Annotated in this window: 14 protein-coding genes and 2 pseudogenes; 5 read left to right on the top strand and 11 right to left on the bottom strand. The window is 59.7% G+C overall.

Annotated features, from left to right (window positions below; translation table 11 throughout):
- Nucleotides 1-466 precede the first annotated feature (466 nt).
- The 7 genes from CVM73_RS18790 to nodU all read right to left on the bottom strand — a co-directional run bounded on the left by CVM73_RS18790 (nucleotide 467) and on the right by nodU (nucleotide 6,751).
- A complete protein-coding gene (locus CVM73_RS18790; protein ID WP_100233399.1) occupies nucleotides 467-946 on the bottom strand; it encodes a hypothetical protein in 480 nt (159 codons plus the stop codon).
- A gap of 620 nt (nucleotides 947-1,566) precedes the next feature.
- Nucleotides 1,567-1,740, bottom strand: coding sequence for a hypothetical protein (locus CVM73_RS39745; protein ID WP_158237581.1), 174 nt, complete (start codon nucleotides 1,738-1,740; stop codon nucleotides 1,567-1,569).
- A 209-nt stretch (nucleotides 1,741-1,949) separates the two neighbouring features.
- Nucleotides 1,950-2,651: a type II toxin-antitoxin system RelE/ParE family toxin gene (locus tag CVM73_RS41010; protein WP_158237580.1), complete on the bottom strand. Its 702-nt coding sequence runs from the start codon at nucleotides 2,649-2,651 to the stop codon at nucleotides 1,950-1,952.
- Between the two features lie 223 nt (nucleotides 2,652-2,874).
- Complete coding sequence (locus tag CVM73_RS39225) at nucleotides 2,875-3,084, bottom strand: hypothetical protein (protein WP_146006615.1); 210 nt, start codon at nucleotides 3,082-3,084, stop codon at nucleotides 2,875-2,877.
- A gap of 256 nt (nucleotides 3,085-3,340) precedes the next feature.
- Nucleotides 3,341-3,562 carry a hypothetical protein gene (locus CVM73_RS18780; RefSeq protein WP_146006614.1) on the bottom strand — a complete coding sequence of 74 codons (222 nt, stop codon included), beginning with the start codon at nucleotides 3,560-3,562 and terminating at the stop codon, nucleotides 3,341-3,343.
- 59 nt (nucleotides 3,563-3,621) lie between these two features.
- Entirely contained in the window at nucleotides 3,622-4,089 is a 468-nt protein-coding gene (locus CVM73_RS18775; RefSeq protein ID WP_208639219.1) for a tyrosine-type recombinase/integrase, read from the bottom strand.
- Nucleotides 4,090-5,089: 1,000 nt separating this feature from the next.
- Complete coding sequence (nodU, locus tag CVM73_RS18770; protein WP_100233397.1) at nucleotides 5,090-6,751, bottom strand: nodulation protein NodU; 1,662 nt, start codon at nucleotides 6,749-6,751, stop codon at nucleotides 5,090-5,092.
- A gap of 794 nt (nucleotides 6,752-7,545) precedes the next feature.
- Here nodU and CVM73_RS18760 point away from each other — a divergent pair.
- The 5 genes and pseudogenes from CVM73_RS18760 (at nucleotide 7,546) to CVM73_RS18745 (ending at nucleotide 10,595) form a co-directional block, all read left to right on the top strand.
- Nucleotides 7,546-8,145, top strand: coding sequence for a tyrosine-type recombinase/integrase (locus tag CVM73_RS18760; RefSeq protein WP_208639218.1), 600 nt, complete (start codon nucleotides 7,546-7,548; stop codon nucleotides 8,143-8,145).
- Nucleotides 8,139-8,804, top strand: a complete 666-nt coding sequence (locus CVM73_RS18755) for a tyrosine-type recombinase/integrase (RefSeq protein WP_245452340.1) — start codon at nucleotides 8,139-8,141, stop codon at nucleotides 8,802-8,804. Before CVM73_RS18760 ends, CVM73_RS18755 begins: the two co-directional genes overlap by 7 nt.
- 54 nt (nucleotides 8,805-8,858) lie before the next feature.
- Nucleotides 8,859-9,035, top strand: coding sequence for a site-specific integrase (locus CVM73_RS41005; protein ID WP_245452339.1), 177 nt, complete (start codon nucleotides 8,859-8,861; stop codon nucleotides 9,033-9,035).
- Between the two features lie 73 nt (nucleotides 9,036-9,108).
- Nucleotides 9,109-10,020: pseudogene (locus CVM73_RS18750) on the top strand (tyrosine-type recombinase/integrase).
- Between the two features lie 326 nt (nucleotides 10,021-10,346).
- The gene (locus CVM73_RS18745) at nucleotides 10,347-10,595 is read left to right on the top strand and encodes a DUF736 domain-containing protein (RefSeq protein ID WP_100233396.1); all 249 of its coding nucleotides are present in this window, start codon (nucleotides 10,347-10,349) and stop codon (nucleotides 10,593-10,595) included.
- Between the two features lie 191 nt (nucleotides 10,596-10,786).
- Here the strand turns inward: CVM73_RS18745 and CVM73_RS18740 are convergent.
- The 4 genes and pseudogenes from CVM73_RS18740 to CVM73_RS18730 all read right to left on the bottom strand — a co-directional run.
- Nucleotides 10,787-10,942 (bottom strand): annotated as a pseudogene (locus CVM73_RS18740) (DUF736 family protein); the annotation flags it as partial.
- Nucleotides 10,943-11,123: 181 nt separating this feature from the next.
- Nucleotides 11,124-11,360 carry a hypothetical protein gene (locus CVM73_RS40695; RefSeq protein WP_146006613.1) on the bottom strand — a complete coding sequence of 79 codons (237 nt, stop codon included), beginning with the start codon at nucleotides 11,358-11,360 and terminating at the stop codon, nucleotides 11,124-11,126.
- Between the two features lie 437 nt (nucleotides 11,361-11,797).
- The gene (locus tag CVM73_RS18735) at nucleotides 11,798-12,805 is read right to left on the bottom strand and encodes a PDR/VanB family oxidoreductase (protein ID WP_100233394.1); all 1,008 of its coding nucleotides are present in this window, start codon (nucleotides 12,803-12,805) and stop codon (nucleotides 11,798-11,800) included.
- A gap of 10 nt (nucleotides 12,806-12,815) precedes the next feature.
- The gene (locus tag CVM73_RS18730; protein ID WP_100233393.1) at nucleotides 12,816-13,889 is read right to left on the bottom strand and encodes an aromatic ring-hydroxylating dioxygenase subunit alpha; all 1,074 of its coding nucleotides are present in this window, start codon (nucleotides 13,887-13,889) and stop codon (nucleotides 12,816-12,818) included.
- Nucleotides 13,890-13,998 lie beyond the last annotated feature (109 nt).

The raw sequence follows: 13,998 nt of genomic DNA, 5'->3' as shown, positions 1-13,998 counted from the left end.
CCAGTAAATATACCAGAAAGACTGAATATTTGCTATCAGGCCCTTATTTACTGCTCATCGAATATAGCAAAATGATAGAAATTATCACAATTTCAAGTGGCTTAGAAGCGATGCGGGGAAGGAACTGGTTTTGCTATCCACCCGTCGGCTCGATCGGTTTCCCTTGACAGCGGGTTTTCGCAGCAAACCCGATGGATGCCCTCTTGAGCGGGGTATGGCTGTCAAGGCCGGGAAGCACGGGAGTGGTGCGGGCAGCCGCGAAGCTGCAATCAGGTCCGGTGCTTTCCGCTCGCCCTGGCCTTGACAGCCGAGGGATTGCAGGCCCCTCGATCAAATCCCACTTCCCGAAAATTCATCGGGCATGCGCGACGGGATCGTACCCCGACGGGACGAGACGCGGCTTCGCGGCTCGGCAAGCGAAGCGCGTAGAGCCCAGTCACGCCCGAGGCGGGACGCGCTCCTTTATCTACGTTTGTGGGGCTGTCGCGGGCGTGGCTCGCCGTCGCCTTCGAGGAAGTCGCACCGGCCGCTGATCGGCCTGGTCGATTTGAGAGGGTGCGCCACGAACGACGGTCGCGATGAGATCCTCGACCTCGGTCAAAAGAAGCTTGCTCTGGACATCTCCCCGTTCGTCCCGCCACATGAGACGAGAAGCAAACGGCTTAGAGGGCTGAAGACTCGCCGTCGGCTCGAAGGTCTCAACGCTAAAACTCACGGCGGGATTGGTCGCGACATTATCCTTTAGGAGAATGCGAAACGCATGCTCTTCCGCGAGCGCCAGCGAGTCGCTTTCGGACAATACGCTATCGCGATTTAAGAGGACGATCCGGGACCTGAAGGTTCGATCGCTGCGCATGTTCTTTTGCGTCTCACGGTCAAACGGTTCGATCAAAGCGATCTGCTCAATGGGAACGATACGCCTTCCGACTTGAATGGTGTTCTGCACGAAATACCTCGTTGCTTGGTTGCCTTGAGGTATTCTTCGCGCACGCTCGGCGCGTCACGCAATTTACAAGCCCCTTCAAAGAAATTTCACGCAACATTCGGGTCGAAACTTCTCCAAAGGCTTTTTTAGCACTCAGGTCGTCGCATGCTTCGGTATCGTGACGGGAATAACTAACCCCCGTCACAGGTCATCCGTTCTTGGGGCTGAGAATACCCAAACGTCGCAACTCATCTCTCGGTATGGCGTGATCGATCGGTGGCTTAGGACTCGGCGAAAGTGGACGAGTCTCTGTTCGCCAATTGGCGATTGATTTCGCTGAGCTTTAAAGGGCGAAATCGATTAGCTCCGCCTACCAACGGAAGGCTTGGGTCTTTCTTGTCATCCTGCATTGCAACTCTCCCTGATACGGAGAGTGTAACACGCGCATCGCGCAAAATTGCTTTCATGCTTGGTTAAGATGGCAAGCCGTTGAATTCTACGGCGAAGTGCTTCCTAACGCGACGGTCAAAAAGAGGCGACCGTAGAAGTCCGCCGCCGTCTGCAAGTTTGAATGCTCGGGCAGCGATGCAATTTACAAGCCTCTTCAAAGAAATTTCTCACGCCCATCGACCGAAACCTCTTCAAAGCATTTTTTGCGTACTCAGTCCGCCGCGCGCTTCGGTATCATCATGAGAATGATCGAAACTTCTCCTCCCCAACATCATCACAGCCTCGGCGGCGACATCTTGCGCGGCGCCGATGAAATCGCCGCCTATCTCTATGGCGATCGATGAACGTTTTGAGAAAATCGGCACGCACGAGATTTACGGCGTGAGATGCAACCTCGTGAACGCGCTGCCGCCGTCGCATCCGGTCAACATGAAATAGTGGGACGCCCTTTTCGAGGAGGGCTAAGGCACCGGCCGGGGAGACCCGCAGCTAACGCGGGCTCATCGCAGAGGGACAGAAGCGCGCTTCACCCTTGCCGATCGCTCACGAACGCCCGGCCGGACCATTGCTCAATTTACGATTCTTGCGCGCGTCTCTTATCCAACTCGCCGAAATTGACGATGTTGACGCTTCCTTCCGGAAAACGCGCCGTGATTTCTAGCGAGCCGCCTAACGCCTCGATGTAACGTCGCAAGTTGCTGACATACATATCCGCACGACGCTCCAGTTTGGCGACAGCCGGTTGCCCGACCCGTAACTCGCGCGCCAACTCTTCCTGCGAACGCTCGCGCGCCTGCCGTAGTTCGTGCAGCGCCATTTCCTTCTTGAGAACGTCCGCACGCGCAACAACGCGCGCCTTGCGCTCTTGCGAAAAGCCCTTGGTCAGTCCCTTGAATGAACGATGTCCAGCCATCAGATCAACCCCCTCCTTCTTGAGCTCTTCGAGATGCACGTCATAAAGCTTGTCAGCGACAGGCACCATTTCCTCGTAAAACCTGTCCTTGCCCGTCTTGTCTCCACCGATCAGCAAGATCGCTGAGCGGCGCGGATCGAAAGCATAGAAAATCCGGATCGGCTTTCCTCCGCTCTGAACCCGTAACTCGCGCATGTGACCATGCTTTGAGCCTTCGATACCGGACGAATAGGGAAACGGCAGGTTCGGGCCGCGCTCTTCGAGGAGAGACACCGACGCGGTGACGTCTTCCTGTTCGGCCTCGCCGAGGCCGTTCCAGAACTCTTCCTCGAATTCGTCCGTGTATTCGACGTTCCATGTCATTGACAATATATTCCATAGAGGGAATAAAGTCAATAATTATTCCATGGATGGCATACGGTCAACGGCGAATAAAACCGACGTGAAATCAATCAATTAGTCAATAATTAGAGGGTTCTTCATCATCCGCTGCGATGATTGGCCTATTTCCTGCCATTTGGCGGGCCGAAGACATTTGAGACGAACGTATTTTCGAATGGCGATAGGAACTGAAGATTCCGGCGAACTAGCAAGGCAGTTGCGCGCGGCCGCCGATCAGGCAGTGATGAACATTCCAGGTGCCAGCCGCCTTGGTGATGGCGATTTTAATCGCGTGTTGAGCCGCGTGTCGGATTCCTCTATGAGCCCGCAGGACCGCATACGCGTGGTGCAAACCGTTGCCACCGAAATCGCAGTTGCCAATAGAGACCAGCCGCGCAATCAGTTTGATGCTCATCCCAACAAACAGGACGCATCCACAACACAGGCGAGCTCAGGCGAGCTGGGGCGGCTTAGGGAATTATGCGAACCGGATCGGCATCGGTAGGCCGCGCAACGCCGACGATGGGGATTCCGGAATTACGAATTCCGGCTCTTATGCCCGCAATCTGCCCGCCGACGCGGCTTTCCTGAAATCGGTCGGCTTGACCGACGGCACGGGCAGAGCGCTTGCCGCGATGGGCTTCACCTCGCCCGAGCAGGTGCGGCAATCTTTAGCATCCGAAGGCGTGCGATGGCGACGTCCGCGTGATTGAGAGTTTCTGACTGACTAAAACAAGCGGTACCAAGCCGCGAAAGACGCAGCCATGACTACCGAGCGGAACGACGTCGTCGACGCCATCATAAGGGCCGAGCGGGCTTTGCTCCTCCTTGCGTATATCATCGAGCGCGATGGCGACGATTTCCTTCCGCTGTATGAGAAGCTCGAACATCATCTGACCGAGCTTCGCGGCCGCGAAGGCACGAAAGAGCGCGCCCGCCGGCTCCTCTCGTCTTATAGTCGTTCTGGGCAAGCAAATGAGATGCGCTCCAAGAATTTGAGTTTGAGTGCCAGTGCCGGACCCTTGCCGTATTTGGGTTTGCCGGACCGGTGACCCATCAAACTGTCAATCAAGCTGTCCGGTGCTTCCGCGGCCACCAGACGGTCCTTGAAGCTGTGGCGCAATGAATAGACCGTATGGTCAGCGGTTGGACGCAGAGCGTTCTCTCTAAGGTACTTGTTGATGGTGCCGGACATGCCGGAGGATTTATCGCGATAGCGCGCAAAGCCTTGAGGTCGAAGTTTCATGGCCTCAAGAGCAACCCCGACGAGCGGCATTTCCCGTTTCGAGTCCTCGGTCTTCAGCATCCGCCCATCGGGTAGGATCTCCACATGCGGAATGTCGCAATCCAGATGAATTGCGCGCTCCTGGAGATTAACGATCTCGGACGGGCGCAGACCTGTTTCGATCATGATGTACAAGACGTAACGGGCGTCTTCGTTCAGGCCGTCGAGCGCTCCTCCTAAGAATTGGGATGGAATGAAGGCGTTCTCATAGGGAATGCGCGACTTGTTAGTCTCTCCGCGTAGCCGAAGGTCCTTGAAAATATCGGGCTAGTTGTAGCGCATCCGCGCGGCGCAGCAATTTGTCGATATCGTCGGTGACAAGCCGGTAGAGGATGTGAACGAGGAGGATGGCCTGCAATACGTCGACTGGTGGCGAACGCGCGTTGTTAGTGGCGAGACGGATGCAAAGACCGCGAACCGTGATATCGGTCAACTCAGCCGGAGCCTTCGGCATAGCGCAGCGCCAGATCCCGGCATGGGTGACAGGTGAAGGCGAACTCGGAGGGCGTTTTCGACCAGAAGGATACCCCACCCCTCCTGATCGATCAGCCAGAAGAGAACCTTGACAACGAATCCATCTATAGCCTCTTGGGGAGCTATTTTCGAAAAAGCCAAGCTCCCGCGGCAAATCCTTCTCATCACACACAACCGAATCTAGTCGTCAACACGGACGCCGAGCAAGCCATTGTCGCCCAATGCGTAAAAGACAACGGCGGTTTACCGTCCTTCTCTTACGCAGCCGGCGCTTTGGAGGATTGCGCAGATACACAAAGTACTCGGCAGCAGGTGTGTCGGATACTTGAGGGCGGCGCAGCAGCATTTCAAAAGAGAGAGAGGCGATACTCGCTGGATAACTGATCCTAGTTCGCCGCCCGAATCCTTCCGCGAGGAGGGCGAAAGGGGATCCCGACCACCCTGCTGCAACAAGCCGCTCCCTCTCATCCAGCGACCACCGCGCCGCCCCTCAGCGATGTGATCATCTCGACCCTGAAATCCTGGCGCTTCTCCTAGGATTAGCGCTAGGGCCTGCAGCGGTCGCGTTCGTCAAACTAGGTGGCCTTTGCGGAAGTATACGATCTTCGGCGTACGGTCTCGCTTCCCCGTGCTTAGAGAGAAAGATGCCGTTGGCCAGCGCTCAGTCGCCGCCCTCGCGTTTCGTCCACAGCATGCCATCGCACCACACGTGGTCAACGCGGTCCCACTGGCAGGCAGATGCCGCAGTTGGGAAAAACCCACGTCCATTGTGATTGGCGCTGGTATTGCACAGTAGCGGAATGCCGGTCAGGCCTTCGTATTCGACGAGAAGTTCGGCGATTTTGTGTTGAGAGGTCCTGCAAATAGTCTGCAATCGCGCAGATCCGTCCAGATGCACAACAGCGGGGATCTTATCCCGCCATTCTACTCGTGTTAGGTGCTCGAAAAGCATGTAAGGGTCTGGCGTTCCAGGACTAAAAATATCCGGCGCACGATCTTCCAGGCATATTGGCGCTACAGGCCGGAAGTGCTCGCGAAGTTTGATGTCGTTGAGATGGTCCTTCATTCGCGGCGATGTCGCCGCGGCGAGTATGCTCCTGCTACCCAAAGCCCGAGGTCCAAGCTCCGCGCGGCCGGCAAGGAAAATGACGGGCTTGTTGCTGGCAAGAATTGTTGCAAGTTCACGCATGCTACATGGTGAGCCGCCCCATCCGGGCGGCACGTCGCCCCGGTCCACGGCTGGACCACTATAGACGGACCATTCCAATGGTACAAAGCCTTGGTCCGCTGCTAATGCCGAGCAAGCGGCACCTATTGCGGAGCCACTGTCATTCGGAAAGGGGGGCACCCAGATAGCATCGAACAAGCCGGCAGCTCGTAATGCACTATTCCATTTTATGTTCAGACCGCAGCCGCCGGTTATGCACAGATTGCGCGCGGGAAGGCTCGAATGCCTCTGTATAGCACTCGCGAGATTGCTAACGAGCAGTCGCTCTTGGAAGCAATGAAAGGATGCAAGCACATTTGCGGGGGGGTTGGCCTTTAACCGTAGCGCGCAGGCATCGAAGAACGCATGGACAGGCTCAAGCGCGGCGTCCTCGCTGCAACGACCGACTGGCTCCGTAAACGTGCTAAAGTGCTTTTCGTAGAGCCCCTGAAACACCTCGACGATGCTTTCATCGACTGAACCGAGCGCGATGTAGGCCATCAACTTGCCCGCAACACCGAGGTCCCACTTGGTCCGGTTCGCCTGCTTGTATGGTCCGAAGTGATAGCCTGCGGCAGCATAAGCATGCCCTATCAGCGGGAAGAGACACTCGAGGAATCTGGCTGCGCGGCGTTCCACATGGTAGAGACGCGGAAAGGAGGCGCCGTCCCAAACCAGACAGAACGCGGGCTGCCCGGCCTTGGCAAACGGACTAGTACAAAAAGCGGAAGCCACATGGGCTGTAACATGCGGATAGCTTTGATAAGGGAAGGCGCTCCCGTTTAGCATCAGCCCAGAGCCGTCGTGCGCTATGAGGAGGCTTTCGGCCTTGCCCTCAACATACGGCGCCCCTTTAAGGGTAATGGGTGCAGTCCCACTGAGAACCTGAAATTGTGACTCAACCTCGCCCCACCATCCGTCGATGACGAACCGATCAACGTCACGCGGATCTAAACCGTGCTCTGCCAAAGCGACAACAACTGCATCGAGATTGTCGATTTTTCGATATCTCGGATTATTGTCTCGCTTTTCCTGCTCGACACAAAAGACAAGCCGTCCGTCCTCGATAAGGGCGACTGCTCCGTCATGGGTCAGTTTGATACCGCAGATGCGCATACTGTCTTCGAACCTAATGCCGGTGATCCACACGATTTGAGGGCGCCGTAACTGTTGCTCATGTCGCGAGACTCAGATGGGCTCCCATCTGTCACGATGCACGCTCTGGGCCAGTTCCAGTGAGTTGAATAGCTGGCGATTGTCTGATCAACGTCGGGATTGGAAGCGGCTTGACCGATTCGTGACAACGGACGCGTTCGGTTTCGGACGAAGCATTCCGGCCTACGACGACAATATGCGTGCGTGCGGCCTGCGGCCCGCGCGCCTTCTCCGAAGTCGAGCGAACGAGCGCAGCGGAACTCTCTACCGGATGAACGAAATCATGGCTGCGCGATGCCACCGAGTGGCTCACGTTGAAAAAGACGCACTTTGAAGTTCAGTTAGAACCTCGGCATTCGGGTTAGCATCACCTCAAATAGGCCGTCGCGAACCGCGCGTATCATAGCTGCCTATACTGAGACGGCGGGGTCAGTAAGACCGAATGCGCTTGTCTGCACCGCTCTTGGGTTGAAGGTAAGCGCCGTTCAGGGGCCCAATTACGGGGGACGGGGTGAACTGCCGAGTCTGCGGTTCGGTTTGGACCGTTAGGCTTAGAATGGCCACTGTGCATACTGCTCTCACGGAGCCGGTGCGGCGGCTCGAGGACTTCACCGGAGCCGGCCGTGGGCGGAAGTGGAGCGACGAGGAAGGCCCGGATTGTTGCGGAGATCGTTAGGAGTGGCGAGTCGGTGCTCGACAGCATGGATTTCTGTGCTTCCTGATCGCGACAGGACGATGTCTGGCTCGACCACGCCATGCCGAATGTTGCTGGATGGCAGCTGGCATCGATCCCGCGCTTCCTGCCTGATGCCAATATCGCGCGGATCATCGGTGCGTGCAACGAGCAGCGGGGCCTGCGCGACCGAGCCATCATCCTGCTGTTGGTCCGGCTCGGGCTTCGGGCGAGCGAGGTGGCGCGGCTCAGCTTCGACGATATCGACTGGCGGCAGGGCAGCGTCCGCCTGTGCGGCCAAGGCCGGCGCGAGGAACTGCTGCCGCTCACCCAGGGCATCGGCGACGCGCTGCTCGCCTACATCGAACGCGGACCGCCGGCACTGGCCACACCATCTGTGTTCATCACCGAATATGCACCGCTGCGGCCAATCGACCGCATCGCGGTCAAATGTATGGTCAAGCGCGCGCTCAAGCGTGCGGGCGTCGAGAGCCGTTACAAGGGTGCGCATATCCTGCGCCAATCGGCGGCCACGGCGATGCTCCGCCACGGGGTCAGCCTGCCGGGCGTAAGCACGGTGCTGCGCCACCGATCGCAAGCGATGACGGCGCATTACGCCAAGGTCGATACCGCGCAGCTGGCGGCCATCGCGCAGCCCTGGCCGGGGAGGTCGCCATGCTGATCGATGATGTTGATCGCTACATCGAGCTGCGCCGCTCGCTCGGCTTCAAGCTCGCAAAGACGGCCCGACACGTCACCGCGTTCGCGAGCTATGCGGTCGACCAGGGCGATACCCATGTTCGCCGCGAGACCGCGATCGCCTGGGCGGCGGCCGTCTCGTCGACGCCGCGCAGTCACCAGCGGCGGCTTCAGGAGATCGCGCTCTTTGCACGCTTCCTCTACGCGGAGGATCATGAGCATGAAGTACCGCATCATCCCCGCAGCCCTGCAACACGTCCTGCGCCCTATATCTACACGCCAGAGGAACTGGCTCGCATGCTCGACGCTGCGGACAATCTACGGCGCCAAAAGCCCAGCCCGCTCAGGCGCCACATCTATGTGATGCTGGTCGGGCTGCTGGCGTCGACGGGTCTGCGGATCTCCGAGGCTCTGAACCTGAGGTTGGACGATCTGCTGCTGCACATCCGCCTGACTAAGTTCAACAAGAGCAGGCTCGTGCCAATGCACCGCACCGTGGTCGAGGCGCTGCATGCCTATCTTGCGATACGGCGGCGGTTCGCCGGGATGGATGACCATGTGTTCCTGGATGCCAAGCCGATGTCGCTTCGGACCGCCCAGAGCAACTTCAATGTGATCCTGCGCAAGGCTGAAGCCGGTTAGAATCGGTCGCGACGTCTGCGTATCCATGATCGGCGCCACACCTTCGCGACGCCCGTGCTGGAGCAATGCGCGACGCGTCGTGATGACGTTGCGCGCGACTTCGTCGCTCTCGCCACTTATCTCGGCCATGCAGACATCCGGCATACCTACTGGTATCTGGAAGCCACCCCGGACCTCATGGCCGATATAGCGGGTGCTGCCGAGGCGCTGATCGCCGGGGAGGTCGCATGACGCCGATTGCCCCGCTCATCACCAGCTTCAAGCGCGAGCACATGCCGCAGCAGCGCGGCTACAGTCCGCACTCCTGCGACACCTATGCGTACAGCTTCCAGCTGTTGTTCGCCACACGCGCCCCTCTCTGCTCCAGCTCGAGCAGATTGATGCAGACATGGTGGTCGCGTTCTTGCATCACATCGAACATGACCGCGGCAATAGTCCGGCGACTCGCAACCTGCGGCTCGCCGCAATCGAGTCGTTCATGCGCTACGTCGAGCTGCGGCATCCCAGCGCCTTGGAGCAGGTCGCCCAGATCAATGCGATCCCAGGCAAGCGTCATGACCAGAAGCTCATCCGCCACCTGACCATGGACGAGATCCGCGCCGTGCTCAATGTTCCCGACGCGACGACACGCCTTGGACTACGGTATCGGGCGATGTTGCATCTGTGCTTCGCCGGCGGCCTGCGCGTCTCCGAGTTGATCGGCCTCACCCTGGAGAACGTCACGCTGCAACCGAGGCCAAGCATCCTGGTGTTCGGCAAGGGCCGGCGCGAACGCAGCCTTCCGCTCTGGAAGGAAACCGCGCGTGACCTGCGCGCTTGGCTATCAGTATGAGGAAAGCCGCCAGCGACAGAGCTGTTCGTCAACGCCCAAGGGATTGCGATGACCCGCGCCGGCTTTGAGTATATCCTCGAAAAGCACGCAAAGGCCGCCGCGGCTCGATGCCCGACCCTGAGCGGCCGCACGCTATCGCCACACCTTCTGCGGGACAGTTGTGCGGTTCTGATGTTGCAGGCCACACGTGACATCCGCAAGGTCGCGCTCTGGCTTGGCCACGCCGATATCCGCACGACCGAAGTGTACCTGCGGATGGATCCGTCCGAAAAACTTGAAGCCGTCGAAGCAGTGCTGCCGCCGGCGCTTCGACGCGGTCGGTTCAAGGCGCCCGACGCATTGATCGCGTCGCTGATGGCCGATGTGCGCACGGCGCCGACGTGATCGTGAGCGGGCCGGGTGGTCATCATAGCAGCGCTGCCCGACTGGAGCCGGGTGGTTCTCCGGGCGTGCCGTGATGCCCTGCGACCGACGGGCCTTGCTGGGCGGATCTGCCCGAGATGCGGTCTGCGACCCGGCCTGTTCCCCGCAACAGCGTGTCGGCGATCTTCTTCCCCGCGGCTGCGCCGCTCCTCGCGCAGCAACAAGATCGCCGCACGCCGTCCTCCGCATGCGCTGCGGCCTGACGGTGCGGGTCGGCCGTCCCGGGGCTATCGATCGCCACAAGGCCGCGATGGTCGCGGACTTGAACACAGCACAGGAGATCCATCATGTCCCAGATCGGTTCGTTCACCCGCAGCAACGATGGCACCTACACCGGCACCATCAAGACGTTCGCGATCGATGCCAAGGCGCGCATCGTCCCCAGCGATCCCGCCTCCACCAGCGATAAGGCGCCAGACCTGCGCGTGATCGTCTCAGGCGTCGAGATCGGTGCCGCCTGGCGCCGGACCTCGAAGGACAACCGCTCCTACCACTCGGTCAAGCTCGACGATCCGTCCTTCACGGCGCCCATCTAAGCCAACCTCTTCGAAGGCGACGATGGCGAGTGTGCGCTGATCTGGTCGCGCTGACCGACACCGCGGCGTCTCGCAACATCGCGAGGCGCCGCAGACACCGGCCCGTCATTATGCGGAGCGACACAGCGGCAAAAGCGCTGGAAAACCGGGGTTGCCAGCCAACGACTCCGCATAATCCCGCGCTACGCATAATCCGCCCGGCCCACATAGACGCGGTGGCTGGGAGCGTTCTCGTTTGAGCGGTTGGCCTCGGCGACGATGCGGACGCCCCTGGCCTGCAAGCTCAGCGTGACGATCTCGCCCTGGAAATCCGAGCCGACCTTCCTGAAAGAACCGATGCTAGCCATGTGACTTCTCCTTGAGTTGTTTCGAGCCCCGCGACTACCGCGGCCTCGATGGCGATCTAAAGGCCGAAGACGATCGGCGACGCACCCGCTTCTTCCCGCGGGCCGAAGCGTATGCGGAGGACGCCGGCGGGAAGACTTTCTTGTCTCGCGAGGAATGGGCGCAGCCCAGGGGAAGAAAGTCTCAACCGACGGCGGTGCGGCTCAGGCGATCGAGGCGCAGCCGGTCTTCGGCCAGATCAAGCCAACGAAGCGAGTTGCGTCCGAGCGCTGAACACAGACTTAAGCGGGAAAAGACGTGGCAGACCTCGCTTTCCAGCACAAGAAGGCGACCGGTTTCGAAGTAGAGAAAGAAAGAGCATGCGGGAAAGGCGACATTGCCGTTGGGCAACAACCACAACCGACAGCGTCGAATGCTCATGAAGGGCCGAACGACGCCGGCCCGGTATGACCTAGCGCTGCAAGACTGCCGCATTTTAAGAGCAGACTCGATGAAGCGCTTTTCCGCCCTTGAGAAACCGAATAGGCACCCGTAAAGCGACGTGTCGAGGCCATCAGAACCGGTCGATGCAGATTTGCCCGCCTCGCTCGTTCACTCAAATTGCGGCGGGCCGTACCTCGTTCGGCGTGAGGACGCGACCGACCGGCCGATCATCATTCAATCGCGATCGGTCTTGGCGATCTGGTGCCGAGCTCGCGGGTTACCGTCGAAGCGGGGAAGGGCATGGTCGCGATCCGTCATTGGGATGTCCACGCTCAATAAGGACAGTTATCCGAAAAGGCAGTCGCGGACGATCTTGCGCCGCGGAGCGATGGTGGAGCGAAGCTTACTCCTCGGTCTCATGCGACCGTGAAGCTCTACACCACCGGAGCGTCCCGCGAATGACGCGGGGTCCGCGTTCGATCGGGTGTGTCGATGGTTAGGCTACCGCTCGCAGCGCGCGACACGCAGGTACATAGCTTGCCGTTCGTCGCCCGCTCTTCACCGCTGAAGAAGACGTCACGATGATCGACCTCAGCCGACGCCTCCAGGATCGGCAACACGCAAAGACCGCATTCTCCGCGCCGGCAACCAAAGATCATGTCGACGCCGGCATCTTCAAGCGCCTCTAGCAGGGAACGATGGGCAGGGACGTCAATTTCCAGGCCCAATCGGGGAATCCTGATCCTGAACGGCGCGTCCGCGAACTTACCGGCATTGCCAAACGTCTCGTAGCGGAGCTGTGCCGCAGGCCTGCCCGCTTCGCGCCACACGCGCTTGGCCGCCTCCAGCATGCCGAATGGCCCACACACATAGAGCTCGCCGCGCGGATCGAGCCGGGCGATCTCGCCGGCGATATCGATGCGCTGTCCCTCTTCATTGACGAAGAACTGAAGTCGTTCGCCGATATAGCGGGCAAGCTCGTCCGCGAGTGCCAGATCGCTGCGGCTACGCGCAGCATAGAGCAGGCGAAAATTCGCGTCCGTTTGCTTCAGCGCCAGCGCCATTGTGTAGATCGGCGTGATGCCGATGCCGCCGGCCAGCAGCAAATAGTCCGGCCGGCCGTAGCTCAGTTCGAAGCTATTTCGCGGCTCGAAAATTGTGAGCGGTTCGCCCGCCTTGAGGCGCCACATGCCGACCGACCCGCCACGGCCGGAAGCGACCCGCTTGACGGCGATGCGATAGAGCCCGTCCCCGCCAGGTCCCACCAACGAATAGCTACGAAGCTGGGGCCGCCCGTCGATCGGCACGAGAACGTCGATGTGACTGCCAGGCGTTACCTTAGCTGACGGGTAGTCCGGCTCGATCTCGAAGAGGCGGACGTCAGGAGTAAGATCACGCGTGGCGCGAAGACGTGCACCAATTGGTTCCATCGGCTTGGCCATGACTTTTTGCTCACTCGGCCGCAAGATTTGCGACCACGCGGTCCTGCTCGTCGGCCACCATCTGGTCGATCAGCCGCCGTGCCCAGAGTGCGCCCGCATCGATGTTGAGATCGTAGAAGGGCGAACGCGGGTTCTTGTCAATGGCCGCCTGTTGCGCTTCCAAGATCCTGTGATCCTGATCGTAAACGCCTGCCCCGCCGTTGACATGGGCGAGCTGGAGCTCTCTCGTCAGTTGCGGATCATCTTTTCGATAATTTCGGACAAAGTTCCAGAAATAGTGGCAGGTCGTCTCAGTTTCGGGCGTGATCGCCGCCAAGAACGCGCCGCTGACGCCCTGCGAGCGATCGCCTTGGGGCGCGCCCGTATTTGTCAGCGCCACACCGACGTCGCCAACGACGACCGACGGAGCCTGGAACGTCACGATCTGCCAGCGATCGACGCGGCCTGGCCGTGCAAGCTGACGGCCCCAGAACGGGGGCGGCTCGATGTCGATCATCCAGCGCATCATCGTCGCCGTGTTGTCCGTGTGGGTCACATCGAAGGGCGCAGCCGTGATTGCCTCGTCCCCGATGCTGCCGGCGTGCACGTAGGTCTCGTGCGTGAGGTCCATGAGGTTGTCGACCACCAGGCGATAGTCGCATTTCAACTGATAGAACGTGCCACCCTCCCCGACCCAGTGTGTGCCGTCGTTCCAGTGAAAATCCGGAATTTTGGCGGGGTCCGCCTGCGCAGGATCGCCGGGCCAGAGCCAGACGAGGCGATGCCGCTCAGCGACCGGATAGGCACGCACGCAGGCCGACGGATTGATCGTTTTCTGTGCAGGCATGTAGGAGCAGCGGCCGGCCGAATTGAAGACCAGCCCGTGATAGCCGCACATAACGTCATCGCCCTTGAGATGCCCCAGCGACAACGGCAGCAGCCGGTGCCAACACGCATCCTCCAGCGCCGCGATGGCGCCGTCCGTGCGGCGATAGAGCACGATGTTCTTGCCGCAGATGGTGCGGGCGGAAAGCTCGCGGGCGATCTCGTGGGACCATGCAGCCGCGTACCAGGCATTGAGCGGAAAGGGTTTTGGTGCGTTCACGGTGCAGCTATCTCCATGATTTAGTCGATGGTCGCGGGCTTGCCGTCTTAACTCCCATTTTCGAGCAGATTGCGTTGGCAATAGCCATCGGACAATCGGACAGAGTTTA

It is taken from the genome of Bradyrhizobium forestalis (assembly GCF_002795245.1).
Classification (GTDB): domain Bacteria; phylum Pseudomonadota; class Alphaproteobacteria; order Rhizobiales; family Xanthobacteraceae; genus Bradyrhizobium; species Bradyrhizobium forestalis.
Note: the sequence above shows the minus strand (reverse complement) of the source record. Positions and strands in the feature narration are given on the sequence as shown.

What these genes read in the sequence shown, in the direction of transcription:
- CVM73_RS40695 (WP_146006613.1), bottom strand. Translation starts at nt 11,360, where the DNA reads ATGAGCATTCGACGCTGTCGGTTGTGGTTGTTGCCCAACGGCAATGTC.
- CVM73_RS18760 (WP_208639218.1), top strand. Translation starts at nt 7,546, where the DNA reads ATGCCGAATGTTGCTGGATGGCAGCTGGCATCGATCCCGCGCTTCCTG.
- CVM73_RS18745 (WP_100233396.1), top strand. Translation starts at nt 10,347, where the DNA reads ATGTCCCAGATCGGTTCGTTCACCCGCAGCAACGATGGCACCTACACC.
- CVM73_RS41010 (WP_158237580.1), bottom strand. Translation starts at nt 2,651, where the DNA reads ATGACATGGAACGTCGAATACACGGACGAATTCGAGGAAGAGTTCTGG.
- CVM73_RS39225 (WP_146006615.1), bottom strand. Translation starts at nt 3,084, where the DNA reads ATGAGCATCAAACTGATTGCGCGGCTGGTCTCTATTGGCAACTGCGAT.
- nodU (WP_100233397.1), bottom strand. Translation starts at nt 6,751, where the DNA reads ATGCGCATCTGCGGTATCAAACTGACCCATGACGGAGCAGTCGCCCTT.
- CVM73_RS18755 (WP_245452340.1), top strand. Translation starts at nt 8,139, where the DNA reads ATGCTGATCGATGATGTTGATCGCTACATCGAGCTGCGCCGCTCGCTC.
- CVM73_RS18780 (WP_146006614.1), bottom strand. Translation starts at nt 3,562, where the DNA reads ATGATGTTCGAGCTTCTCATACAGCGGAAGGAAATCGTCGCCATCGCG.
- CVM73_RS18735 (WP_100233394.1), bottom strand. Translation starts at nt 12,805, where the DNA reads ATGGCCAAGCCGATGGAACCAATTGGTGCACGTCTTCGCGCCACGCGT.